Source organism: Rhodobacteraceae bacterium LMO-JJ12 (genome assembly GCA_021555075.1).
Lineage (GTDB): Bacteria > Pseudomonadota > Alphaproteobacteria > Rhodobacterales > Rhodobacteraceae > JAKGBX01.
The window spans coordinates 1,986,813-2,009,669 of record JAKGBX010000001.1 but is presented as its reverse complement, the minus strand read 5'-3'; the positions used below and the strand labels follow the sequence as shown (position 1 = coordinate 2,009,669).

The window sequence follows — 22,857 nt, the reverse complement described above, 5'->3', positions numbered from 1 at the left end:
GATTCTGGTCACGGCGATGGCCGGACCGGTTTCTGCCGCGGATTTTTATGAGTGTACCGCCATTTCGCAATGTAACTACACGCCCTACAGCGGTGACGCAGCGCCAGATTGCAAAGCAGACAACCTGAAGTCCGCAACAGTCATCCGCTCAGAGGACGAAAAAACGCTCATCCTTTTTGCCCCACCGCTGGTAGAGGAATTTTCCCGCGTTAAGGACAGCAACATCTATCTGATGCAGGACTCGCACACGCTTGCGATTGTCCAATTGGACAACGCGCGCAACAGCCTGGTCATGACATATGCCCACGGAACCGGAAGCCAGGGTCAGTTCGTCTTGCGGTGTGAGGACGACAAATGAATCTCCACGTTGCCAGCACATTGACTGCCATAACATCTGGTTTGCTTACCACCCAAGCGGCGGCCTTCCCCTGCACCTTCACCACCGAATGTTACGAGGCCGAAGCCTGTCAGACGGCAGCATACGAAGTCGAAGTGGATATCGGGGCCGAGGCTCTGAGCATGCAAACAGGCAACATGATTATCGTCGCGGTCAAGGAAACTGACACGCTGACCACACTTTTTGCCAGCGGACAGGGTGCAGAATACTTGATGTCGATCACACCCACCGCCGCGCGGATGACCAGCCACACCAATGATGGGCCGCAAGTGATCTCTTACCTTGGCCATTGCGAGGGAGCCTTCTGAATGGATCTAATCAACGCCTTAGTGGCGCTCTCTAACTTCGTATTGATCCCCGCGATCACCTATGGGAGCCAGCTTGCGCTAGGCGCTCTAGGGGTCACGCTGATCTATGGCATCTTGCGTTTCTCGAATTTTGCCCACGGCGACACGATGGCCTTTGGTGCGATGGTCACCGTTCTGTTTACGTGGTGGTTCCAATCTATGGGGATCAGTTTTGGCCCCCTGCCCACCGCGTTGTTGGCGCTGCCGTTTGGCATATTGGGCTGTATTGCGTTGCTGCTCTTTACCGATCGCGCGGTCTATCACTTCTATCGCGCGCAAAAGGCCAAGCCGGTGATCCTTGTGATCGTCTCAATGGGCGTAATGTTCATCATGAACGGGCTGGTGCGCTTTATCATCGGCCCCGGCGATCAACGTTTTTCCGACGGCGAACGGTTCATCGTTTCGGTGCGCAAGTTCAAGGAACTGACCGGGCTTGACGAAGGGCTGGCGATCAAGACCACGCAGGGCATCACCGTGATCACGGCGATCATCGTTGTGGCCGTGCTGTTCTGGTTCTTGAACCGCACCCGCACGGGCAAGTCGATGCGCGCCTATTCCGACAACGAGGATCTGGCGCTGCTGTCGGGCATCAACCCCGAGCGGGTGGTGCTTTATACTTGGATGATTGTCGCTGGTCTCGCCACCATCGCGGGTACGCTCTATGGCCTCGACAAGAGCTTCAAGCCGTTCACCTATTTCCAACTTCTGTTGCCGATCTTTGCCGCCGCCATTGTCGGGGGCCTTGGCAGTCCGCTGGGGGCCATCGCGGGCGGGTTCGTGATCGCATTCTCAGAAGTGACCATCACCTACGCCTGGAAGAAAGTGTTGGTGTATGCCCTGCCAGAGAGCCTCGAACCGAGCGGGCTCGTTCAGTTGCTCTCAACCGATTACAAATTCGCCGTCAGCTTCGTCATTCTGCTGATTGTGCTTCTCTTCAAGCCCACGGGCCTTTTCAAAGGACAGTCGGTATGACCGAGACAATGAGAAATACGCTTCTTTTTGCCTTCGTTGGTTGTTTGATCCTGCTGACCGGGTTCATGCAATCGTGGAACTCGGCCCTGTTTATTCTCAACATGGGGCTGGTCAGCGCAATCATGGCGCTGGGGGTGAACCTGCAATGGGGGTTTGCCGGGCTGTTCAACGTCGGTGTCATGGGGTTTGTCGCGCTTGGCGGGCTGGCCACGGTTCTGGTCTCCATGCCGCCGGAAACCGAGGCCTGGGCGGCGGGCGGTGCGCGCGTTCTTGGCGGGCTGGCCCTGGGTGCCGGCACCATCGTGGCGACGGTATTTGCCTATAAAAAGATGCCTGCCGGGCGCACCCGCAACATTGCGATGATTGCAATCCTGGTGGTTGGATTCTTCGTTTTCCGCGCCGTGTTTGATGCGGGTGTAGCAGCGGTTGAAGCGATCAACCCTGCAAGTGCTGGCCATATCGGCGGGCTGAACTTCTGCACCGATTTCAAGGCCTGCGGCTGGATCACGCTGATTGCCTGGCCGGTCGGCGGGTTGTTGGCGGCCGGTGCCGCATGGCTGATCGGCAAGACCGCTCTCGGGCTGCGCTCGGATTATCTGGCGATTGCCACGCTGGGCATTGCCGAAATCATCATCGCCGTGATGAAGAACGAGGACTGGCTGGCGCGCGGCGTGAAGAATGTGATCGGCCTGCCCCGCCCGGTGCCCAACGAAATCGACCTGCAACAGAATCTCGCGTTTGTGGATCGCGCCGAGGGCTTGGGGATTGACCCGGTCACGGCGTCAACGCTTTGGGTCAAGTTGGGCTATGCGGTGCTCTTTCTTATCGTGTTGCTGATCCTCCTGTGGATGGCGCAAAAGGCGCTGAAAAGCCCGTGGGGACGGATGATGCGTGCGATCCGTGACAACGAAGTGGCGGCCGAAGCCATGGGCAAGGACGTGACCGCGCGGCATTTGCAGGTGTTCATTCTCGGCAGCGCGATCTGTGGCATTGCCGGCGCGATGATCACTACGCTTGACGGGCAATTGACACCGGGCACCTATCAGCCGCTGCGCTTTACCTTCCTGGTCTGGGTGATGGTGATTGTCGGCGGATCGGGCAACAATCTGGGTGCGGTGCTGGGCGGCTTCCTGATCTGGTTCCTCTGGGTACAGGTCGAACCGATGGGTGCCTTTTTGATGGATATCATCACCTCGGGCATGGCAAACGACAGCGCGCTCAAGCTGCACCTGCTCGACAGCGTGGCGCATATGCGGCTCTTGACCATGGGGGTGGTATTGCTCCTGGTGCTCAGGTTCTCTCCACGCGGGTTGATCCCGGAGAAGTGAGGCGGCCTTCGCTGCAAACCCCGCCCCGGGCTTGATCCGGGACGGGGTGCAAAACCGGCCCCGGTTCAGCGCCCCTTGAACAGCCCGCCAAAAAGGCCGCGCACGATGCGCCGCCCGGTGGTGCCGCTCAGCTCTTTCATCACGTTGCGGGTGATGGCCTCGCCAAAGCTTTCATCCTTGCGCGCCTTCCTTGTACTGCGCGAGGTCGAGCGTCCGACCCGGCTCCCCGAATAGCGCCGCCCGGCGTTGAATTCACGCTCGGCCATCTCCATTTCCGCTTCCTTGTCTTCGGCCTCTTCCGCTGCCTTGGCCGCATCCGCCGCCCGCTTGGCCAATATCTCATAGGCCGAGCGGCGGTCGAGCAGTTCTTCGTATTTGCCGGCAATCGGCGAGCCGTTGATCAACGCCGCGCGCTCGCCCGGCTCGATCGGCCCAAGCTGGGACGAGGGCGGGCGGATCAACGTGCGTTGCGCCACGCCCGGCACGCCCTTGTTCTCCAGCATCGAGGTGACGGCCTCGCCAACACCGACTTCGCGTATAGCTTCCTCGATGTCGAAATCCGGGTTCTCGCGGTAGGTTTCTGCCGCCAGCCGCAGCGCCTTGCGGTCGCGCGCGGTGAAGGCGCGCAGCGCGTGCTGCACCCGGTTGCCAAGCTGCCCGAGGATATCCTCGGGCACGTCGGCCGGGTTCTGGGTGATGAAATAGACACCGACCCCCTTGGAGCGGATCAGCCGCGCGACCTGTTCCACCTTGTCAACAAGCGCCTTCGGGGCGTCATCAAATAGCAGATGCGCCTCATCAAAGAAAAACACCAGCCTGGGCTTGTCCGGGTCGCCCACCTCGGGAAGCACTTCGAACAATTCGGACAGCAGCCAAAGCAGAAATGTGGCATAGAGCCGGGGGCTGTTCATCAGCTTGTCTGCGGCCAGAATATTGATCCGCCCCCTGCCCTGCGCATCGTTCATCATGATGTCAGACAGCTCCAGTGCAGGTTCGCCAAACAGCTTGGCGCCGCCCTGATTTTCCAGAACCAGCAAACGGCGCTGAATCGCGCCGATGGATTGCACCGAAATATTGCCATAGCGCAGAGACAGCTTGGCACGATTTTCGCCAACCCAGACCAGCAACGCCTGCAAATCCTTGAGATCGAGCAGCGGCAACCCCTCCTCATCGGACAGGCGGAAGGCAATGTTCAAGATGCCCTCCTGCGCCTCGGACAATTCCATCAGTCGGCTCAGAAGCAGCGGTCCCATTTCGGCCACGGTGGTGCGTACCGGATGGCCCTGTTCGCCCAGCAAGTCCCAGAATGTCACCGGAAAGCCCTGATAGGTGTAGTCATCAAAGCCGATCTTGGTGGCGCGGCTGCTAAAGGCTTCGTGCAGCTTGAAACCTGCCGATCCAGGCTTGGCCAGCCCCGAAAGGTCGCCTTTCACATCCGACATGAATACTGGCACGCCCGCGGCGGAAAACCCTTCTGCGAGAATCTGCAAGGTCACGGTCTTGCCGGTGCCCGTGGCCCCCGCGATCAGCCCGTGCCGGTTGGCATATTTAAGGCTCAGGCCCTGCTTCGTGCCATAGCCTTCGCCGCCGCCGCCGATAAACACCGTATTTTCCAAGGACATGCCCCCCGCTTTTCATTGCCAATGCACCGCACATACAACCTTAATCTTTTCGTGTCAGTGTCAAGCTTGACCCGGGGCCTAGCGTCCTCTTGGTGCCGGGTAGACTTCCTCGCTGTCAAACTCGCCGCGCCTTTGGGTGCGGCGCTTTTTTTTCGGATAAATCAAGCTGAGAAAGGCTGTTGACGCAACGTTCCAAAAATCATAGCGTCGCCTCAATGACTAAGTCGGCCAGTCCGACGGGGAGAAAAAAGAGAAAGAGGCCTTCGGGCCTCTTTCTCATATCTGAGTATCCTGGCGCCATCGGCGCGAACATCAACTCCCGTATGCAAATGCCGCCGCAAGAGCAGAAATCCGCTGTATCCGGCTGCATCGCACACGCTTTTGCGCTGACATGGGCGGCACGTCATGTTAGATCGCCAGCAGAGAATTGGACCAATTTAATGACGGGGAACAAGATGCCCAGACTTCTGACCACGCTTCCACTCATCGCGCTTATGGCGCTGACTCAGGGCGCCATCGCGCAAGAGACAACGCCCGCGCCCGCAGACAGCGCCGCCGAGCCGACGCAAACAGAAGGCATTGGCGACAATCTCAGCCTTGGTGAAGAGAACACGCCGCAAGCCCTGGAACCTTATATCAAGGCAGAGCATGGCGACTGGAAGCTGCAATGCTTTCCGGTCACGGAGGGCGAAGAACCTTGCCAGCTTTACCAGTTGCTCAAGGATGAGCAGGGCACGGATGTGGCCGAAGTGGCGCTGTTCCGCCTGCCCGCAGATGGCAAGGCGGTTGCCGGCGCGACTGTGACGGTGCCTCTGGAAACCCTGCTGACGGCGCAGTTGACCGTCGCAGTTGATAGCGGCAAAGGCAAACGCTATCCGTTCTCGTTCTGCACGCCGATCGGCTGTGTTGCGCGTATCGGCTTTACTGCAGAGGATATCGCCGCCTTCAAGAAAGGCGCCGCCGCCAGCGTCACACTGGTGCCCGCCCCCGCGCCCGATCAGAAGGTCGTGCTGAAGATGTCGCTCAGCGGGTTCACCAATGGGTATAACGCGGCCTCGGTAATCGAGAACTGATCACCGCGCGCCACAACGCACGATACCGACATGTCATAGAGGCCGCGCCCATGGGTGCGGTCTTTTTTGCACGCTTGGGTGGTTATTGTGCGCATGCGCACAGCTGCTGAGCATTGGCGGAGATTTTTTCCAAGGGCACAGTGACCCATATAGGGGTCAGAACAAGCAACGATTCCAAAGGACTCGCCCATGAGACTTCTCGCTTTTGCAGCCAGCAACAGTAGCAAATCAATCAACGCCAAACTCGTGCGCCACGCGGCCGAACGGTTCAAATCCGAAATTGCACCCGAGGCGCAGATTGACGTGCTCGACATCAATGATTTCGAAATGCCGCTCTATTCTGCCGACCGCGAAGCCGAAAGCGGCGTCCCGCAATTGGCGCGTGACTTTCTGGCCCGGATTGCCGGCGCCGATGCCCTTCTGATCTCTCTGGCCGAGCACAACGGGCACTACTCCGCGGCCTACAAAAACCTGTTCGACTGGACTTCGCGTCTGGGCAAGGAAGTCTATCAGGGCAAGCCGACAGTCATTCTTGCCGCCTCGCCTGGTCCGGGTGGTGCAGCAAGCGTTCTTGGCGCAGCCAAGGTGTCGGCACCGTTCTTTGGCGCGGATCTGAAAGGCACGTTGAGCGTTGCCAATTTCAATGATGTGTTTGATGCGCAAGAAGGCGCGCTGAGCGATGCCGACTTGAGCGAAACTCTTGGCAAGCTGTTGGCCGATCTGGGCGCAGCCGTGGCACTGTCCAAAGCCGCCTGAGCGGCGAGAAATCAGGTGTTGCGCGAGGTTTCAGACCTTGCGCAACGCCAGCACCGCATTGAGCCCGCCAAAGGCAAAGGCGTTGGAAAGCGCCGCGTCGACCCGCGCCTCGCGTGCCAGATTGGGCACCACATCGAGCGCACATTCCGGGTCCGATTCCTGATAGCCGATGGTTGGCGCCACCACGCCATCGCGCAGCGCCATGATACAGGCCAGAAGCTCGACCGCACCGGTGCCGCCGATCAAATGACCATGCATCGACTTGGTGGACGAGATCATCAGATGGTCTGCATGGCGTCCGAACACATCCGCCACGGCGGCGCATTCGGTCTTGTCATTGGCGGCCGTGCCGGTGCCATGGGCGTTGATATAGCCGATATCTTCGGGGTTCATCCGCGCATTGCCAAGTGCGCCTGCGATGGCGCGCGCTGCGCCCTGTTTGCTGGGCATCACGATATCGGCGGCGTCCGAGGTCATGGCAAAACCGGCCATCTCGGCCAGGATTTCTGCGCCGCGTTGTTTCGCGTGCTCATAATCCTCGAAAACGAAGACACCCGCGCCCTCACCCTGTACCATGCCGTTGCGATTGGCGCTGAAGGGTCGGCAGGCGTCCTTTGACATCACGCGCAACCCCTCCCAAGCCTTGACCCCGCCAAAACACAGCATCGATTCCGAACCACCCGAGATCATCACCGGGGCCATGCCTGTGCGTACCATCTGAAATGCCTGCGCCATTGCGTGGTTCGAGCTGGCACAGGCCGAGGCGACCGTAAAGCTTGGTCCTTTGAGGTTGAACTCCATGCTGACATGGCTGGCGGCGGCATTGTTCATCAGTTTGGGCACGACAAATGGATGCACCCGGTTCTTGCCCTGCTCGTAAACGCTGCGGTAATTCTCGTCGAGCGTTGTCATTCCGCCGCCCGAGTTGCCCAGAACCACCCCCGAAAGCGCTGCCAGCTCGCCGTGAAACTCAAGCCCCGATTGCGCGATGGCTTCGCGTGCGGCGACCAGAGTGAACTGGGTAAAGCGGTCATAGAGCGACATCTGCTGGCGGTTGAATATGCCTTCGGCCTCGAACCCCTTGACCTGTCCGCCAATCTGGATGGTCAGCCGGTCGACATCGGGAATGTCTATCGGGCCGATACCACAGCGCCCCTCGCGCATGGCGGCGAGCGTGTCTGGCACATTATGGCCAAGCGCGTTGATCGTTCCGGCCCCTGTGATGACAACCCGGCGCATCTTCACCTCAGCCCTTTTGCTCGGCCACCAACGTGGTGATGCCCGCAATGATCGACGCCACCGAGGAAATGTCGAAATCGCTCTCCCCGGGCGCGTTGGCGTTGAACGGCACAGAGATATCGAATGTCTCTTCAATGGCAAAGATCGATTCCACCAGCCCGAGGCTGTCTATGCCAAGGCTTTCCAAAGTCGCCTCGTCGGTGACGTCGGATGGCTCCAGAACCGCCTGTTCGGCGATGATCCGGATCACTTCGTCTCTGATGTTCATTTCTCAGATCCTCCGCATCAATGATGCCGCTGGTGTAAGTGTTTTGATGGGAAAGCGGAACAAGGGATTTGCTACAGTTTCAAGACATCCTCACGTCAGCTTTTGCCTTCAAGCGCTGCCAGCCGCGCCTTCATATCGGAAAGTTCCTGCATCATTCGCGGCAGACGACGTTGCGCCTTATACATATCGACATGCAGATCCATCTTGACCGCCGGATAGCCCAGAACCATGCGTCCCGCCGGTACTTTCGACAGGATCACTGCCGCGCCGCCGCCAACAACGCCATCGCCGATGGTGATATTGTCGCTGACGCCCACCTGACCGCCAAACACCACGTTGTTGCCAATTGTGGCCGAACCCGCAATGCCGACCATCCCGGCAAAAAGACAATCTTCTCCGACCACGACGTTGTGTGCGATGTGGCAAAGGTTGTCCATCTTGGTGCGATTGCCGATCCGGGTCGGGCGGATCGTGCCCGCATCAACGCATGTGTTGCAACCGATCTCGACATCCTCGCCGATCTCGACCGCGCCGAGGCTATGAATGCGCACCCAGGATTGTGCCTGTGCATCTGTCTCTGCGCCAAGGCTGGCACGGCCTTTTTCCACGGCATTGACCTCGGGGGTAACAAACGAAAACCCGTCCATCCCGATGCAGATACCGGGGTGGCCGATAAAGCGCGCGCCGATCTTTACACGTGGCCCTATCTTGGCCCCGACATGCAGCAGCGCGTCTGCCCCGATCTCACTGTCCACGCCGACATAAACCTGTGGCCCAAGAACCGAGCCTGCGCCGATGCGCGCGCCCGCGCCGATCACGGCATAGGGTCCGACAGAAATCCCCTCGCCCAAATCAACGCCCTCGCCGATGATCGCGGTGGGATGAATGCCGCTGATATAGCCCGGACCGGGATCAAGCGCCGCAGTCAGCCCCGCCATGGCATAGCGCGGACGCGCCGGAATGATCGCCGCTTCCAACCCAAGCGCGCGCCAGTCGGCACCCTGCCAGAGCATTGCCGCGCGTGCGCGGCCATTGGCCAATCCGGCGGCGTATTTCTCGCTCATCGCCAGGGCCAGATCGTTTGGCCCGGCATCCGAGGGTTCCGCCGCTCCGGTGATTACCAAATCGAGCGCGCCCAGGGCTTGCGCCCCGAGCGCCTCGGCGATTTCTGCGATTGTCTGGCCCATGGTCTCACCCCGTATTACGGGGGCAAGGATTACCCGCGAACCGCGCGCAACGCCACCCCTGCGTTGGCCAACGCAGACCAGATACGCGCATCGCGCCCATAGACGTCGCGGCGGTATTGGGTCTGCCCTTTGGCTTGGGTAAAGGCGGTGCGATAGATCAGATGCACCGGCACCTTCTCTTTCAGCTTCACTGCCGTTTCGCGCCCGGTATTCAGGATGCGTTTGAAATCACCTTCCGGGTCGTTGGTCTGTTTGGCCAGCAGCGCATAGGCAAAGTCAAACGGTTGTTGCAACCGGATGCAGCCATGGCTGTAAGCGCGCGATTCACGCAGGAACAGGTTCTTGGACGGCGTGTCGTGCAGGTAGATGTTGTATTTGTTGGGAAACATGAATTTTACCAGCCCCAGCGCGTTGCGCCGGCTTGGTGGCTGCTTGATCGCAAAGGGGAAATTGCGCGCGTTATAGGCGCCGAAATTCACCGAACTGCGGCTGACCGTGCGGCCCCGGCTGTCAACCAGTCTAAGATGACCGGCGGCGTTGGGGTTGCGCTTCATCATCGGCAGGTATTCTTTCACCGCGATCGAGCGCGGCACGTTCCACGTCGGATTGATCACCATGTGTGACATGATATCGGAGAATTCCGGGGTGCGACGATCACTCGCTGTGGCCCCAATGACCGAACGGGTTTGAAAGGTGACTTTGCCGTTGTCGACGATCTGGGCTGTGAAGTCGGTCAGGTTCACCAGGACATGGCGTTTGCCGCGCGGCAGGTTGAGCCAGCGTTCGCGCTCCATCGCCACGATCACTGATTTCAGACGGTCTTCCACATCCTTGTTGATCTCGGCCATCGTGCTGGCACCGGCTTCGCCGTCGGCTTCCAACCCGTGATCGTCCTGAAACTGCTGCACAGCGGTTTGAATGCTGGCGTCATAGGTCTGGGCCGCAGACCGGCGCAGATAGCCCATTGCAACGAGACGGTCGCGCAGCGCCACCACGGCCCCGCCTGTCTGACCGGGTTTGAGCGCCTTGGCAGGCACATGCGCACCCCAGCCACCGCGGGCCAGCAACTTCTCAAGGCGCATCTTTTCTTTCATCAGCCGCGTGTATTCCGGCGTTTTGGGCGGCAGTGCGCGAAAGAAGCCATTGGGATTGCTCTTGGTGAAATTGGTCAGATACGATGTGCGGTCGCGCAGGGGGATGGCGCGAACGATACCGCTGTCGATCTTACGTGGTTCAAGCATGCCGGTCTGCATATCACGTGCAAGACGCAGGAAGGTGCGCGACATCTCGACCTCAACAAAGCCGCGCTCACGCGGGGTTTTGGCCGCTTTCAATTTGGCCATCAGCCCGTCGGGATCATAGCGCGCGATTGACAGACCGTGCACCGGAGCCCTTTGGATATTGGCGAACAGTGCTTTGCGGCGGCTGGCATCCTTGCCAAAAGCGCCAGTCCAAATGCCTTGATAGCCATTGGCCTTGTAAAACGCCGCAATATCGCTGTCTTTGGATGCGCCTTCTGCCACCGCCTGTTTAAAGGCCGTGACCTGTGCGGTTCCCTGGTTTGGCGCCATGATCAGCGTCAGTATCAAAGCCAGAGCCGCCGCGATCCAGACGCGCGCGCCGTTTCTTGCCGTAAGAGTGGTCATGTCGTTCCCCCAAAAAAGCCGTTCGCATGTTAACACTGTAATGTGGGCCTCTATAGCCTCAAACACCCATATCTTGTCTATTCACATCTGTGATAGTCAGAAAAACCTGACCCAAATGATGCAAAATCACATCGGCCAGAGCGCTCTATTGCGTGACGGGAAGGCAACAGTTCCCGACAAGGCACATTTAACCAAATTTCAGCAAATTTCCGCCTAAAATTGATGCGATGCCCGTCCTCGCCGGATTCACGCTTGGTCGACGATTCGATCTATGGCATAGAAGCGTTGCATCTGGGGAAGAGATGGCAGGACACGCGTAACATCGCGTTAAACAGGTAACTAACTTAAGCGACGGGACGGCGCTCTATACATGACTGACAGCAGTTCGGTGAGTTTCTCACGGCGTGCGCTTTTGGGCGCATTCGCGGCAACCACACTCTCGGCAGCCCCCACATTCTCCAAGGCAGCAGGCTTCCTGCGCGGTGCAGGCGATATCCGAAGACTCAAGATGTATTCGGCCCGTACCGGTGAAAAGCTTGATATGATATATTGGATCGAAGGCAAATATATCAAGGACGCGGTCAAGGAAGTGACCTGGTTCATGCGCGATTGGCGCAACAGCCAGGTGATGAACATCGACATGCGCACCCTCGATATCATGGCGGCCTCGCACAATCTTCTTGATGTCAAAGAACCCTACATGTTGCTCTCGGGTTATCGCAGCCCGCAGACCAACGCGATGCTGCGTTCGCGTTCGCGTGGTGTGGCCAAGAATTCGCTGCACATGAAGGGCGAAGCGGCTGATTTGCGCCTTGCTTCACGCTCGGTTGGCCAAATGGCGCGCGCCGCTGCATCCTGCCGCGCCGGCGGTGTAGGACGCTATTCCGGCTCAAATTTCGTGCATATGGATTGCGGACCGGTGCGCAGCTGGGGCAGATAAGCCCGGCGTTTCGCCCCGCCCTCGCGGCACAATTCCTCCCTGAACTCGCGCCCGCTTTTCGGCGGGCGTTTTTGTTTGTCATTTCGCTTCGCCCTGCGCCACCAGGCGGATGAAACCCCAGACAACACAGAAATGGCACACGACATCAGCGCTTTTTTCAATTCAGCACGGCTGCAAAAAGCGTTAGCGTCGCGAAAAAGGAGCCCCGAACAATGGATGACAACAGCTATATCGTGACCCGTGACGAGATTGCGGCGATGTCTGGTCTCGAAAAAACCCATTTCCTCAACCCCGAGGCGCGCCGCAACAACAAGTCGCTTGGCGATTTGACCGGGCTTACCGGGTTTGGTTTTCATATTATCGAGGTTGCTCCGGGCTGTCACACGACGGAACATCACCTGCACCATTTCGAAGACGAATGCGTTTATGTGCTGTCGGGCACCGCAACCGCGCGGATCGGCGAAACCCGCCATGCAATCGGCCCGGGCGATTTCATCGGTTACCGCAAGGGTGGGCTGGCGCATTCGATCACCAATACTGGTGATGCACCGCTGCGCCTGATCGTTGTGGGGGAACGTTTGGCGCATGACGTTGGCGACTATCCCGACAAGGGCAAACGCCTCTATCGCAACGCAGGCCTGCCATGGAACCTTGTGGATCACGCCGCTATTGAAACACCCGTTGCCGGTGCCAAGAAGTGAGCGTTCTCAACGACCTGGGCCAACCGGTCGGAGCCCCTCTGAAGGCGGAGTTCCCGCGACCCCTGCCCCCGCATTCGGCGCTGAACGGGCGCTATTGCAGGCTGGTGCCGCTCGATGCCGCGACCCATGCGGCGGGGCTGCACGCCGCCTATAGCAGCGCGCCTGATGATCGCGGCTGGACCTATCTGCCGCACGGCCCGTTCGCCACGCTCGGGGCCTATGCCGACTGGCTCAAGACCGCAGAGACAAGCCGCGACCCTCTGTTCTATACGGTTCTTTCCCCCGATGACCGCCCGCTCGGCACCGCCAGCTATCTCAGAATCACGCCCGAAGCCGGAGTAATCGAGGTCGGCTTCATCAACTTCTCGCACCTGATGCAAGGCACGCGCGCCAGCACCGAGGCGATGTTCCTGATGATGGCGCATGTGTTCGACGATCTCGGCTATCGCCGCTATGAATGGAAATGTGATGATCTGAACGCCCCCTCTCGCCGCGCGGCAGAGCGGCTGGGCTTTAGTTATGAAGGCACCTTCCGTCAGGCCACGCATTACAAGGGACGCAACCGCGATACCGCATGGTATGCCATGCTCGATGGCGATTGGCCCGCCGCAAGGGGCGAATTTCAACGCTGGCTCGACCCGGCGAATTTCGCCGCCGATGGGCAACAGATGACCCCGCTCAAAATTCCGCGCGAACGGGTTTAAACGTCCTTCGCCTTCAGCCGCCAAGGCTCATCTGCTTGCAGATATGCTTCCTCGGCGTCGCTCAGCTCGACCTCGTCATACCCGGTGATCATCGGTTTCACATGTGCGCCGAACCCATGGCCGACAGTCAACAGATAGACATGCACGATAATGAACGCGACGATCACATATGCCGCAAGCAGGTGCAGATTGGCCACCAGCCAGAGCCAGAAACTGCTCTCTGGCACCGCACCTTCCCACAGGTTGTAACTGAGATAGAGCAGCCCACTGATCCAGATTGCGGGAAAGACGAACCATTTCAGCCCGAAATACGTCGCCGCCTGAAGCGGGTTATGCTTGCGCAAGAGCACCTTCTTGTAAGGATGCTTACGCCCCTTGAACACACCCCAGGCATAATAGAGTATGACCTGAAACATCCCCTCCAGCGTCGGCACGAACTGTCGCCATGTGCCGGTGGTAACGAGCCAGAACGTGGCAAAAATCCAGAGCGCCAGAAGCGCGAGCGCCGCCGCGGTATGCAGCATGACCGCCGGACCAAAGGGCAGGAAATCATGCACCCCGTTGAGTCCAAAGCCGGTGAAGATCAGCGTGAAGATCAACAGCGCCTGCCCCCAGTGCCACAACCGCTCGAAGCGCGGATAAACCTTGACGATACGCTTAGTCATGGCGCGTCTCCTTCTTCGAGAACAGGCGCAGAAAGATATGCAGCAAAACCCCGGCCATCGTCGCCAGAACCATCAGACGACCCAACAGGCCAACCCAACTCATGCTGTTTGTGCCGGGCAGGAATACACCTGCCAAGCCCTGCATCCGGCCGTCTTCGGCGTGGCATTGGCCGCATTTGACGGCCTTGTCGGCGGGCGCGACCATATGGGTGATCGGCCAATACATATGCGTGTCGACAAAGCCGAACTCGCCGGAATACTCAGCTCCGGCCGCTTTCATCCCGGCCTCAATCGCACGCCCCCAATCGAAATTGGTCCAGAACGCGGTATCGGTGCTTGGCCCCCAGACATGGGTATAGACCAACCGGTTGAGCTTGCTGTCATAGGCCTGGCGTCCGATCATCTGTTTGAACGGCCAGATCCGCGAGGCGCCATCTTCCGGATCGCCCTTGATGCTGTTCACATCGACCACCTGTGTCGGGTCGATCTCTTGATCGGGCAAAGAATAGCTGACCTGTCCATCGAACCAGGCATAGTAAGGCACTACATCCTCGCCATACTCGAAATCGCCCTTGGTCGAGAGATAGGTGTGCAGCTCCTTGCCATCCGATTGGGTGAAATTGTTTTCCGAGATCGGCTTGCCGTCGGCGTCCAACCGACCAGCGGTCGACCAATCCCAAAACGTCTTGGTCGCAACGCCGCCACGGGCAAACTCCGGGATATGACAGGTCTGACAGGCCAGCGTATCAGTATGCGCATTCAGCTTCATTCCGATCAGGGTCGCCGGGTGTGGCGTCGCACTGTGACAGCTTTCGCAGGTCGCAACATCGCGCCGCGCGCCGGGTTTGAGCGGGTCATTGACGTGCGGATCAACCGCCTTGACGTCATAACGCGACCCCGGCCATTGGTGCTGGTCGCTGACATGGCAGGTCGAACAGGTCATGTTCTCGCCCTCGGGCGACATATGCACATCTACCGATTTTTCGGGCTGATAGAGCACCGAGCTAAGATCGCCGTGTTTTACGTTGTCGCCGCCACCACCGTAAAAGTGGCAATTGCCGCAGTTGTCACGCCCCGGCAGGCCCACCGATTGCGCCGCTTTGCTCAGATCCACAGGCCATGCTGGCGCGCCGGTGATGGTCTGTGTTCCGGGCTTCACCGGATCAAGCGGCGGATGCCCTGCCCCGGTGGCCGATTTTGTATACTGCCCCGAGCGGTCATGACAGACCAGGCAATCAACCGCATTCGTCTTCTGCGGCGCTGGCTGGCTCATATCCTCCCAGCCATAGCCGGTATGACACGAGGTGCAACGCGCCTCATTACCCGCGACCGACCCGCAAAACGAGTTGATCACATGCGATTTGCCCAGCTTCTGACCGGTTCTCGGATGGTCGAATTCCCATTTGAAATGGATCGAATGCATCATCTGGTCGCTGGCTTCGGTATGGCAGCTGATGCAGGCTTCGGTAACCTCCGGCCCCGACGCGAATTGCTTCTTGAGCGTCTCGAATTTCGTATGATCCGCCGTACTCGCGCCCTTCGGGGTGGTCGATTTGGGCGCGTCAGGGGGCAATATCGCCTCGGATGCGCCCGGAGTCTCGGCCCATGCTGCGCCCCCGAGAATCGCCACGACTCCCCAAAGCGCGATTGATTTCGCCAATAGTTTCAAAACAATAGCCCTCCCCGCTTGAGCGGAAGTCAATACCCTGCCCATGCATGCTAATGCATCAGCAGAGCAGCGAGAATGACATATGTCAAAATTGGCATATGAGTGGCCGCATCCGGCCCCTCCGGGCGCGCGAACCTTACCCTTACAGATACGCGCGCGCGAAACCTGCCCTCTATCGTGTCTGATTTGCCTTAAATATCGCCCACATGGTGGCCATTTCGCCAGTTCGGATCTTCGCGGCGCACCTTACGGGTGTTCCAGACCCCCGCAGGAATCCCCACGACCAGCCCGATCACCCCGGCGGTCACAAACGCGGCCCAGCTGTACCAGCCAACCACGAAAAACCCGACCAATGCCGCCCCGGCGACGCAAAGCACCCAAAGCGGTGTGAAGATAAGCTTCCATCCATATTTCATGGCATGTCTCCTTTCGGTTGTCAGGAGAGGAACGCGTGGGAGTGGGGGAAGGTTCCGGGGATGGGGGAGTGGGGGAATCCCAACGCCCTTATTTCAACGGTGTGGGCACGCAATAGCCTGCGGCAATCTCTTCAGTCGACCGTCACCTAAAATGGATTACCCATCCATCTTCAACGCCGAAATAAACGCCTCCTGCGGGATATCCACTTTCCCGAACTGGCGCATCTTCTTCTTCCCGGCCTTCTGCTTCTCCAGGAGCTTCTTCTTCCGCGTCGCATCGCCGCCATAGCATTTCGCCGTCACGTCCTTGCGCATCGCAGACAAAGTCTCGCGCGCAATCACCTTGCCACCAATCGCCGCCTGAATCGGGATCTTGAACATGTGGCGCGGGATCAGGTCTTTCAGCTTTTCAACCATCGCCCGCCCCCGCATCTCGGCGCGGTCGCGGTGCACCATGGTGCTCAAGGCATCCACAGGCTCATCATTCACCAAGATCGACATCTTCACCAGATTGTCCTGTCGGTAGCCGATGATCTGATAGTCAAAGCTGGCATAGCCCTTGGTCACCGATTTCAACCGGTCATAGAAATCAAACACCACCTCGTTGAGCGGTAAATCGTAAACCACCATCGCCCGTGACCCGGCATAAGTCAGATCCAACTGAATGCCGCGCCGGTCCTGACAGAGCTTGAGCACATCGCCGAGGTATTCATCCGGCACAAGGATTGTCGCCTTGATGCGCGGTTCCTCAAGGTGGTCGATGGTCGACGGGTCGGGCATATCGGCGGGGTTGTGCAACTCGAAATGCGACCCATCCCGCAAGTAGATGTTGTAAATAACCGAGGGCGCCGTGGTGATCAGCTCAATGTCATATTCCCGCTCAATCCGGTCGCGGATCACTTCAAGGTGCAACAGTCCAAGGAAGCCACAGCGAAAGCCAAAGCCCAACGCGGCCGAGGTCTCCATCTCGTAAGAGAACGACGCGTCATTCAGCGCCAGCTTCTCGATCGCCTCGCGCAGGTCTTCGAATTCCGATGAATCCACCGGGAAGAGGCCACAAAACACCACCGGCTGGCTCGGCTTGAACCCCGGCAAAGGCGCCTCTGCGCCCTTCTTCTCATGGGTGATGGTGTCGCCCACGCGGGTGTCGCGCACCTGTTTGATCTGCGCCGTGATAAAGCCGATCTCGCCCGGCCCCAATTCGTCCACCGGCATCATGCCGGGACGAAACACGCCGATCCGGTCGATCAGATGAACAGACCCGTTCTGCATCATCCGCACCCGGTCGCCCTTTTTCATCACCCCGTCCATGATCCGCACCAAGACGATCACCCCGAGATAGGCGTCATACCAACTGTCCACCAGCATCGCCTTCAATGGCGCGTCGCGTTCACCCTTGGGTGCAGGAAGATGGTGCACGATGGCTTCCAGCGTCTCGTGAATGCCCTGCCCGGTCTTGGCCGAAACCCGAATCGCGCCCGACGCATCAATCCCGATCACATCCTCGATCTGCTCGGCCACACGGTCACAATCGCTGGCCGGCAGATCGATCTTGTTGAGAACCGGCACGATCTCGTGATCCGCATCCAGAGCGTGATACACATTGGCCAGCGTCTGCGCTTCAACCCCTTGGGTGCTATCGACCACCAACAACGACCCCTCGACCGCACGCATGCTTCGGCTCACCTCATAGGCAAAGTCCACATGCCCCGGCGTGTCGATCAGATTGAGCACATATTTCTCGCCATCATCGGCGGTATAATCAATCCGCACGGTCTGGGCCTTGATGGTGATACCGCGCTCACGCTCGATATCCATACTATCCAGAAGCTGCGCTTTCATGTCCCGGTCCGAAACGGTTCCGGTCTCCTGAATGAGGCGGTCAGCCAGCGTCGATTTACCGTGGTCGATATGCGCCACGATCGAGAAATTGCGGATGTGTTTCAGGTCTGTCATGGCTTGCATATGGAAGGGATTTCGCGCCCGGTCAAGTGAGCGCGCGCGGCCCCGACCAAAACTCCCCCTGCCCTTCCTCTGACTGGAAATATCCCGGGGGTCCGGGGGCTGGCCCCCGATCCTTGCGTCCGGCCCTCGCCCTTACCGCATCACGTCCAGCTCAGCACCTTGTCGTCCACACAGGTCAAAAACCGTCCGGCCGTGATCCGGTTGTTGGTGGGCGCATTTTCCACCCCATGCAAATACGAGGCGTTCATGAAATAGAGATCGCCCCGGCGGATCTTCACGCGAATGCTGTCAAACCCGTCGGCGTAGTCGCGCGGATAAGGATAGCCGCTCTCCTCAAGCCCCAGGGCGCGCCGCTCGGCCCCGCTTGGGCGGTGGTTCCACAAGACCGTTTCGCTTCCCTCGACATCGTCGGCGATACAAATATTCGCCGCGATGGTATGGCTACCTGTGGCGATCTCAAAGCCGTCTCGTTTGGCCGAGGTCAATTGCGCACTGTCCTCATGGGGGTGCAAGGCCATTTCTCCATTGTTGAGCCATTTGCGGGTGGTGGCGAAATTGGCCATGCCGCCCTGATGCTGGGCACGGCGATAAATCTTGCCGCGCCGGGCGAATTCCCGTTCCAGCATGTCATCCAGAAACAACCGGTTCACCTGCCCCGGCTCCAACACCGAAAACAGGTCCAGTACCTGGACCATCTGTTCCGCTACTGCGCGCATATAGCTGGCGCCACCATGGGAAAACTGGGTCGCGCCGATCTGCTGGGTGCGCACAAAGCCGTCCTCGCCCCGCTTGCTGCCATGCGCCGCGATCAGCGCATCAAACTGTGTCGCCAACCGGTCGCAGATATCGGCCTTCACCACATCGCGCAGAACGATCATCCGGTTCTGCGCGATGCCGCCCTCCTCGATGAACTGCGCCAGAAGGTCGGGCGAACAGGGCCCCTCGAATTCGAGCCAGCCGATCTCACCCTCATCCAGCATTTCATCCTCCTCGCCCTATATGCGTCAAAGCCGGTTTCCCGTTTAACGCCTAAGCCCTTCTGGCGCCATAGAGCATCACGACGTAACGAAACTGCGCCGCCCCCGATGACATTGCCACGCCCGACCCCTAGCTCTTGGGGCAACAGGAGACGCATATGACCCCCTATTCCATTCTCGATCTCGCCCCGATCCCCCAAGGCTTTGACGCCGCCGAAGCACTGCGCCGCAGCACCGATCTGGCCCAGCATGCCGAAGACTGGGGCTATTCACGCTACTGGCTGGCCGAACATCACAACATGCCCGGCATCGCCAGCTCGGCCACAGCCGTGCTGATTGGCCATATCGCGGCAGCGACCAAAAGCATCCGCGTCGGCTCGGGCGGGGTGATGTTGCCCAACCATGCGCCGCTGGTGATCGCGGAACAGTTCGGCACACTGGCCACATTGCACGGTGACCGGATCGACCTTGGCCTCGGGCGCGCGCCGGGGACCGACGGGCGCACGGCCCATGCTCTGCGCCGGGGCCGGATGCAGGGCGATGATTTCCCCGATGAGGTGATTGAGATGCTGGGCTATCTCGCCCCCGCCCAGCCCGGTCAGCCGGTGCGCGCCATCCCCGGTGAAGGCACCCAGGTTCCGATCTGGATTCTCGGCTCCTCGCTTTATGGCGCGCAATTGGCTGCGCATCTCGGCCTGCCCTATGCGTTTGCCAGCCATTTTGCCCCCGATGCGCTGGAACCCGCGATTGAAACCTATCGCAGCACCTTTCGTGCCGGCATTACCGACGCGCCGCGTTTCATGCTGGCGGCGAATGTCTTTGCCGCCGAAACCGACGCCGAGGCCCGCGCCCTGCGCACCTCGCAACTGCAAGCCTTCATCAACCTGCGCACCGGCCGCCCCGGCCCGCTGCCTGCGCCGGTGGCGGATGAATCGGCGATCGATGTGTCCCCCCAGGTGCTGCAAGCCGCCAATGCCGCGCTGCGGGTCTCGGCCGTCGGCAGCCCGGAATCGGTGCGCAGCCAGCTCAAGGCCTTGATCGCGCGTCACCAACCAGACGAGGTGATCCTGTCGAGCGCCACCCATGACCACGGCGCGCGCCTCAGGTCATTTGAAATTGCCGCCGAGGTGATGGGATCGCTCTGATCGCGCGCGCCTTTGACGGCACGAAACAACCGCGCGATCCATTGAACAAGCGACAGCGAAGCAGATGGGGGAAATGGCGGACCCAAGAGGATTCGAACCTCTGGCCTCTGCCTTCGGAGGGCAGCGCTCTATCCAGCTGAGCTATGGGTCCCTGAGCGGCGTCTTTACCGAAGCCGCCCGCGCAGCGCAATCGTCAATCTGAGTGAGCAGCCGGAAAATACTCCGACAAATAAAAAATCCCGGACAAGCGCCTGGCTTGTCCGGGACTCTCAAAGACGCCTTTGTGGCGTCTATCAGTTCACGACGTTGCCGTATTTGTCATATGTGGGCTCGGGGGCGACATAGGTCACTTCGGGCTCGGGTTGCGCGCATGCGACAAGGAACGACACGCTGGACAGGATCAGAGCAGCTTTGATCAACTTCATGTTTGAACTCCATTATTAAACAACTCCCCCAACTCTAGCGAATGCGTCGGGTTCTGTCGACACGCTGTTTTCAGGCGTGCAAGTTCCCGCCAGAGCAAAACGGCTCGCCAGAGATTCAACCAAAAAGCTTATGCGCCAACTCCAATGCCTCGATCAGCTTGTCGACCTCTTCGCGCGTATTATAGAGCCCAAAGCTTGCCCGACAGGTGGCGCTCACTCCGAAATGTGCCATCAGAGGTGCAGCGCAATGATGCCCCGCCCGCACCGCCACGCCCTTCTTGTCGAGGATGGTCGAGATGTCATGCGCATGCGCCGCGCCCTGCATGGTGAACGAGAAGATCGCGGCCTTGTCCGGCGTCATACCCTGAATGTTGAGCCAGTTCAGCCCGCCCATCTTCTCGGCGGCATAGCGTGCGAGGTCAGCCTCATGCGCGGCCACATTCTCCATTCCAAGATCCATCAGATAGTCCAGCGCCACGCCCATGCCAATGGTCTGCACGATGCCGGGCGTGCCGGCCTCGAACATCATCGGCGGGTCGTTATAGGTCACGTTGTCCTTGGTCACTTCGCGGATCATGTCGCCGCCGCCCATGAAGGGGCGCATCTCCGCCATGCGTTCCTTGCGGATATAAATCGCGCCCGAGCCTGACGGACCATAGAGCTTATGCCCGGTGATCGGGTAGAAATCACAGCCCATATCCTCAAGGTTCACCGGTGCATGCACCGACCCTTGCGAGCCATCGACCAACACGGGAACACCCTGTTTGCGGGCTTCCGAGCAGATAGTTTTTACATCAACAACGGTTCCCAACACGTTGGAAAGTTGGGTAATCGCGATCAGCTTGGTTTTGGGTCCGATGGCATCGATCACCGCCTGAGGGTCCAGCGCGCCGGTAACATCGACATCGACCCATTTCAAAACCACCCCAAGGCGTTCGCGCAGGAAATGCCAGGGCACGATATTGGCGTGATGCTCCATCACGCTGAGAATGATCTCATCGCCCGCCTGCATCCGTGCCATGGCCCAACCATAGGCCACAAGGTTGATCCCCTCGGTGGTGCCCGACGTAAAGACGATTTCGTTTTCGTCTTTCACACCAAGAAACTTGGCCACGGTGGCGCGCACCGCCTCGTATTTGTCAGTCGCCAGATTGCTCAGGTAATGCAGGCCGCGATGCACGTTGGCATATTCGTGCGAATAGCTTTGGGTGATCGCATCAATGACAACTTTCGGCTTTTGCGCCGATGCGCCATTATCCAGGTAAACCAAAGGTTTGCCGTTCACTTCTCGACTAAGGATCGGGAAATCGGCGCGGATCTTTTCGACGTCATACATATCAGGCGGCTCCCTTGGCCACGGCCCCGAAAAGGAGCAGAAAAACGGTGACGCCGACGAGAAGCAGCGCGACCCCTGTCGCCAGCACAGCCAGCGACTTCATCGGACTCATGAATCCATGCACCCGGTCGACAAAGGCTATCAGGATCCACAGACCCCAGAAAAACGCCACCATATTGGCCAGACTGGCCAGAGGCATCGCCACGATCGCAAGCACCAGCACCCCAAGTTGCAAGCCGACCTGCACGATCTGAAGCCACGTGACCACCACCAGCATGTCGCGCAATTCGCCCTTGCCCCCGAGCATCCGCCCGGCCCAGTGCAGCACGAAAACCAGCACCACAATCGCCCCAGCGGCCACTACCGCCAAAAGACCGGGTCGAAAGAACAAGCGCGGCATCAGTTCGACTTGTTCCGGCGCCGGGGGAAACACATACATGCCCGCCGAAATCACCAGCGCATTCAGAACCGCAGCCAGAACGACCGCACTCCAAAGTGTATCAAACCCCAGCCCGTGGCGCATCGCAATCAGCTGACCAGCCGCTTCGCGAGGATTGGAAAGTGTTTGCTTTACAAGCGCTTGAATAGTGAAGCTCATGCGCCCCTCCAGACTTCGGTCAGCCCGGAAAACCAGACCCATAAAAAAACAGCGATCCAGATAACCCCCACCAGGGTGAGCGCGCTCCCGGGTCCGACAAACCCCGCCGTCAGCCCCCAGAGAAGCATGATCGGCCCGCTGGCCAACAGCGCCCAGAACAGCGCGATACGCGCCCCGAACGGTTGCCCCTTGCCACCAAGAATCCTGAGCACCCAATGGCTGATCAGTGCCAGAGTGTAAAGCACCAGCGGCATGACAAACAGCCAGGCGAAAAGCGCGCCGCCCAGAAGCGGATTAAGCTCCTGCCCGTGTTCGTGCGCCTGACGCGCCAGCCGCGGCCATTGCGCCACAAAAACCACCACACAGCCCGCCATCAGGATGACGAGCGCGCGCTCTTCGCGCACGCCCGCCTGCAAAATCCGCCGGACCACCCGACGCGGGCCGCCATAGGTGGCCACGATATCGCTCACGGCAGACATGC

23 protein-coding genes and 1 tRNA gene are annotated in these 22,857 nt (G+C 59.4%); 10 read left to right on the top strand and 14 right to left on the bottom strand.

Annotated elements, in window-relative coordinates; translation table 11 throughout:
* The first annotated feature begins 16 nt into the window (after window positions 1-16).
* Genes LZG00_09595 through LZG00_09580 form a run of 4 tightly spaced genes read left to right on the top strand, consistent with a single transcriptional unit; the run spans window position 17 to window position 3,044 of the window.
* Window positions 17-358: a hypothetical protein gene (locus tag LZG00_09595; GenBank protein MCF3594252.1), complete on the top strand. Its 342-nt coding sequence runs from the start codon at window positions 17-19 to the stop codon at window positions 356-358.
* Complete coding sequence (locus LZG00_09590; protein MCF3594251.1) at window positions 355-705, top strand: hypothetical protein; 351 nt, start codon at window positions 355-357, stop codon at window positions 703-705. The genes LZG00_09595 and LZG00_09590 overlap by 4 nt, the downstream gene beginning before the upstream one ends.
* The gene (locus tag LZG00_09585) at window positions 706-1,716 is read left to right on the top strand and encodes a branched-chain amino acid ABC transporter permease (protein ID MCF3594250.1); all 1,011 of its coding nucleotides are present in this window, start codon (window positions 706-708) and stop codon (window positions 1,714-1,716) included.
* Window positions 1,713-3,044, top strand: coding sequence for a branched-chain amino acid ABC transporter permease (locus tag LZG00_09580; GenBank protein ID MCF3594249.1), 1,332 nt, complete (start codon window positions 1,713-1,715; stop codon window positions 3,042-3,044). The genes LZG00_09585 and LZG00_09580 overlap by 4 nt, the downstream gene beginning before the upstream one ends.
* Window positions 3,045-3,109: 65 nt before the next feature.
* On the opposite strand, the gene LZG00_09575 is transcribed toward LZG00_09580, so the two are convergent.
* Complete coding sequence (locus LZG00_09575; GenBank protein ID MCF3594248.1) at window positions 3,110-4,660, bottom strand: DUF853 domain-containing protein; 1,551 nt, start codon at window positions 4,658-4,660, stop codon at window positions 3,110-3,112.
* 461 nt (window positions 4,661-5,121) lie between these two features.
* Here LZG00_09575 and LZG00_09570 point away from each other — a divergent pair, with 461 nt between their 5' ends.
* Complete coding sequence (locus LZG00_09570; GenBank protein MCF3594247.1) at window positions 5,122-5,739, top strand: invasion associated locus B family protein; 618 nt, start codon at window positions 5,122-5,124, stop codon at window positions 5,737-5,739.
* 189 nt (window positions 5,740-5,928) lie between these two features.
* Window positions 5,929-6,495, top strand: a complete 567-nt coding sequence (locus LZG00_09565; protein ID MCF3594246.1) for an NAD(P)H-dependent oxidoreductase — start codon at window positions 5,929-5,931, stop codon at window positions 6,493-6,495.
* 30 nt (window positions 6,496-6,525) lie between these two features.
* Here LZG00_09565 and LZG00_09560 read toward each other — a convergent pair whose 3' ends face one another.
* The 4 genes from LZG00_09560 to LZG00_09545 all read right to left on the bottom strand — a co-directional run bounded on the left by LZG00_09560 (window position 6,526) and on the right by LZG00_09545 (window position 10,760).
* On the bottom strand, window positions 6,526-7,734 hold the full coding sequence (locus LZG00_09560) for a beta-ketoacyl-[acyl-carrier-protein] synthase family protein (GenBank protein ID MCF3594245.1): 1,209 nt from the start codon (window positions 7,732-7,734) through the stop codon (window positions 6,526-6,528).
* A gap of 7 nt (window positions 7,735-7,741) precedes the next feature.
* Window positions 7,742-8,002, bottom strand: a complete 261-nt coding sequence (locus LZG00_09555; protein MCF3594244.1) for a phosphopantetheine-binding protein — start codon at window positions 8,000-8,002, stop codon at window positions 7,742-7,744.
* Window positions 8,003-8,097: 95 nt separating this feature from the next.
* Window positions 8,098-9,189 (bottom strand): UDP-3-O-(3-hydroxymyristoyl)glucosamine N-acyltransferase, encoded by a 1,092-nt coding sequence (locus tag LZG00_09550; protein ID MCF3594243.1) that lies wholly within the window; start codon window positions 9,187-9,189, stop codon window positions 8,098-8,100.
* 29 nt (window positions 9,190-9,218) lie between these two features.
* Window positions 9,219-10,760 (bottom strand): L,D-transpeptidase family protein, encoded by a 1,542-nt coding sequence (locus tag LZG00_09545; protein ID MCF3594242.1) that lies wholly within the window; start codon window positions 10,758-10,760, stop codon window positions 9,219-9,221.
* 445 nt (window positions 10,761-11,205) lie between these two features.
* On the opposite strand from LZG00_09545, the gene LZG00_09540 reads away from it, so the two are divergent.
* From LZG00_09540 to LZG00_09530, 3 genes are all read left to right on the top strand, one after another.
* A complete protein-coding gene (locus LZG00_09540; protein MCF3594241.1) occupies window positions 11,206-11,775 on the top strand; it encodes a DUF882 domain-containing protein in 570 nt (189 codons plus the stop codon).
* A gap of 212 nt (window positions 11,776-11,987) precedes the next feature.
* Window positions 11,988-12,476 carry a cupin domain-containing protein gene (locus tag LZG00_09535; GenBank protein MCF3594240.1) on the top strand — a complete coding sequence of 163 codons (489 nt, stop codon included), beginning with the start codon at window positions 11,988-11,990 and terminating at the stop codon, window positions 12,474-12,476.
* Complete coding sequence (locus LZG00_09530; GenBank protein ID MCF3594239.1) at window positions 12,473-13,180, top strand: GNAT family N-acetyltransferase; 708 nt, start codon at window positions 12,473-12,475, stop codon at window positions 13,178-13,180. The genes LZG00_09535 and LZG00_09530 overlap by 4 nt, the downstream gene beginning before the upstream one ends.
* Here LZG00_09530 and LZG00_09525 read toward each other — a convergent pair.
* The 5 genes from LZG00_09525 to LZG00_09505 all read right to left on the bottom strand — a co-directional run bounded on the left by LZG00_09525 (window position 13,177) and on the right by LZG00_09505 (window position 18,875).
* The gene (locus LZG00_09525) at window positions 13,177-13,845 is read right to left on the bottom strand and encodes a cytochrome b/b6 domain-containing protein (protein MCF3594238.1); all 669 of its coding nucleotides are present in this window, start codon (window positions 13,843-13,845) and stop codon (window positions 13,177-13,179) included. The two genes, LZG00_09530 and LZG00_09525, sit on opposite strands and share 4 nt — an antisense overlap.
* Window positions 13,838-15,514: a tetrathionate reductase family octaheme c-type cytochrome gene (locus LZG00_09520; protein ID MCF3594237.1), complete on the bottom strand. Its 1,677-nt coding sequence runs from the start codon at window positions 15,512-15,514 to the stop codon at window positions 13,838-13,840. Before LZG00_09520 ends, LZG00_09525 begins: the two co-directional genes overlap by 8 nt.
* Before the next feature lie 191 nt (window positions 15,515-15,705).
* The gene (locus tag LZG00_09515; GenBank protein MCF3594236.1) at window positions 15,706-15,930 is read right to left on the bottom strand and encodes a hypothetical protein; all 225 of its coding nucleotides are present in this window, start codon (window positions 15,928-15,930) and stop codon (window positions 15,706-15,708) included.
* Between the two features lie 156 nt (window positions 15,931-16,086).
* Window positions 16,087-17,886 (bottom strand): translation elongation factor 4, encoded by a 1,800-nt coding sequence (gene lepA, locus LZG00_09510; GenBank protein ID MCF3594235.1) that lies wholly within the window; start codon window positions 17,884-17,886, stop codon window positions 16,087-16,089.
* Between the two features lie 149 nt (window positions 17,887-18,035).
* Window positions 18,036-18,875, bottom strand: a complete 840-nt coding sequence (locus LZG00_09505; protein MCF3594234.1) for a hypothetical protein — start codon at window positions 18,873-18,875, stop codon at window positions 18,036-18,038.
* Between the two features lie 155 nt (window positions 18,876-19,030).
* On the opposite strand from LZG00_09505, the gene LZG00_09500 reads away from it, so the two are divergent.
* Window positions 19,031-20,017, top strand: a complete 987-nt coding sequence (locus LZG00_09500) for an LLM class flavin-dependent oxidoreductase (protein MCF3594233.1) — start codon at window positions 19,031-19,033, stop codon at window positions 20,015-20,017.
* Window positions 20,018-20,091: 74 nt separating this feature from the next.
* Here LZG00_09500 and LZG00_09495 read toward each other — a convergent pair.
* From LZG00_09495 to LZG00_09480, 4 genes are all read right to left on the bottom strand, one after another.
* Window positions 20,092-20,168 (bottom strand) — tRNA-Arg (locus LZG00_09495).
* Window positions 20,169-20,557: 389 nt separating this feature from the next.
* Window positions 20,558-21,778 (bottom strand): cysteine desulfurase, encoded by a 1,221-nt coding sequence (locus tag LZG00_09490; protein MCF3594232.1) that lies wholly within the window; start codon window positions 21,776-21,778, stop codon window positions 20,558-20,560.
* Between the two features lies 1 nt (window position 21,779).
* Window positions 21,780-22,376 carry a YIP1 family protein gene (locus LZG00_09485; GenBank protein MCF3594231.1) on the bottom strand — a complete coding sequence of 199 codons (597 nt, stop codon included), beginning with the start codon at window positions 22,374-22,376 and terminating at the stop codon, window positions 21,780-21,782.
* Window positions 22,373-22,855, bottom strand: coding sequence for a YIP1 family protein (locus LZG00_09480; GenBank protein ID MCF3594230.1), 483 nt, complete (start codon window positions 22,853-22,855; stop codon window positions 22,373-22,375). The genes LZG00_09485 and LZG00_09480 overlap by 4 nt, the downstream gene beginning before the upstream one ends.
* Window positions 22,856-22,857: the final 2 nt, after the last annotated feature.

Excerpts from the sequence above, each read along its gene's own strand:
- LZG00_09540 (MCF3594241.1), top strand. The coding sequence starts at position 11,206 with ATGACTGACAGCAGTTCGGTGAGTTTCTCACGGCGTGCGCTTTTGGGC.
- LZG00_09490 (MCF3594232.1), bottom strand. The coding sequence starts at position 21,778 with ATGTATGACGTCGAAAAGATCCGCGCCGATTTCCCGATCCTTAGTCGA.
- LZG00_09480 (MCF3594230.1), bottom strand. The coding sequence starts at position 22,855 with ATGTCTGCCGTGAGCGATATCGTGGCCACCTATGGCGGCCCGCGTCGG.
- LZG00_09555 (MCF3594244.1), bottom strand. The coding sequence starts at position 8,002 with ATGAACATCAGAGACGAAGTGATCCGGATCATCGCCGAACAGGCGGTT.
- LZG00_09485 (MCF3594231.1), bottom strand. The coding sequence starts at position 22,376 with ATGAGCTTCACTATTCAAGCGCTTGTAAAGCAAACACTTTCCAATCCT.
- LZG00_09535 (MCF3594240.1), top strand. The coding sequence starts at position 11,988 with ATGGATGACAACAGCTATATCGTGACCCGTGACGAGATTGCGGCGATG.
- LZG00_09590 (MCF3594251.1), top strand. The coding sequence starts at position 355 with ATGAATCTCCACGTTGCCAGCACATTGACTGCCATAACATCTGGTTTG.
- LZG00_09505 (MCF3594234.1), bottom strand. The coding sequence starts at position 18,875 with ATGCTGGATGAGGGTGAGATCGGCTGGCTCGAATTCGAGGGGCCCTGT.
- LZG00_09515 (MCF3594236.1), bottom strand. The coding sequence starts at position 15,930 with ATGAAATATGGATGGAAGCTTATCTTCACACCGCTTTGGGTGCTTTGC.
- LZG00_09545 (MCF3594242.1), bottom strand. The coding sequence starts at position 10,760 with ATGGCGCCAAACCAGGGAACCGCACAGGTCACGGCCTTTAAACAGGCG.
- LZG00_09550 (MCF3594243.1), bottom strand. The coding sequence starts at position 9,189 with ATGGGCCAGACAATCGCAGAAATCGCCGAGGCGCTCGGGGCGCAAGCC.
- LZG00_09580 (MCF3594249.1), top strand. The coding sequence starts at position 1,713 with ATGACCGAGACAATGAGAAATACGCTTCTTTTTGCCTTCGTTGGTTGT.
- LZG00_09565 (MCF3594246.1), top strand. The coding sequence starts at position 5,929 with ATGAGACTTCTCGCTTTTGCAGCCAGCAACAGTAGCAAATCAATCAAC.
- LZG00_09525 (MCF3594238.1), bottom strand. The coding sequence starts at position 13,845 with ATGACTAAGCGTATCGTCAAGGTTTATCCGCGCTTCGAGCGGTTGTGG.
- LZG00_09570 (MCF3594247.1), top strand. The coding sequence starts at position 5,122 with ATGCCCAGACTTCTGACCACGCTTCCACTCATCGCGCTTATGGCGCTG.
- LZG00_09500 (MCF3594233.1), top strand. The coding sequence starts at position 19,031 with ATGACCCCCTATTCCATTCTCGATCTCGCCCCGATCCCCCAAGGCTTT.
- LZG00_09560 (MCF3594245.1), bottom strand. The coding sequence starts at position 7,734 with ATGCGCCGGGTTGTCATCACAGGGGCCGGAACGATCAACGCGCTTGGC.
- LZG00_09585 (MCF3594250.1), top strand. The coding sequence starts at position 706 with ATGGATCTAATCAACGCCTTAGTGGCGCTCTCTAACTTCGTATTGATC.
- lepA (MCF3594235.1), bottom strand. The coding sequence starts at position 17,886 with ATGACAGACCTGAAACACATCCGCAATTTCTCGATCGTGGCGCATATC.
- LZG00_09595 (MCF3594252.1), top strand. The coding sequence starts at position 17 with ATGGCCGGACCGGTTTCTGCCGCGGATTTTTATGAGTGTACCGCCATT.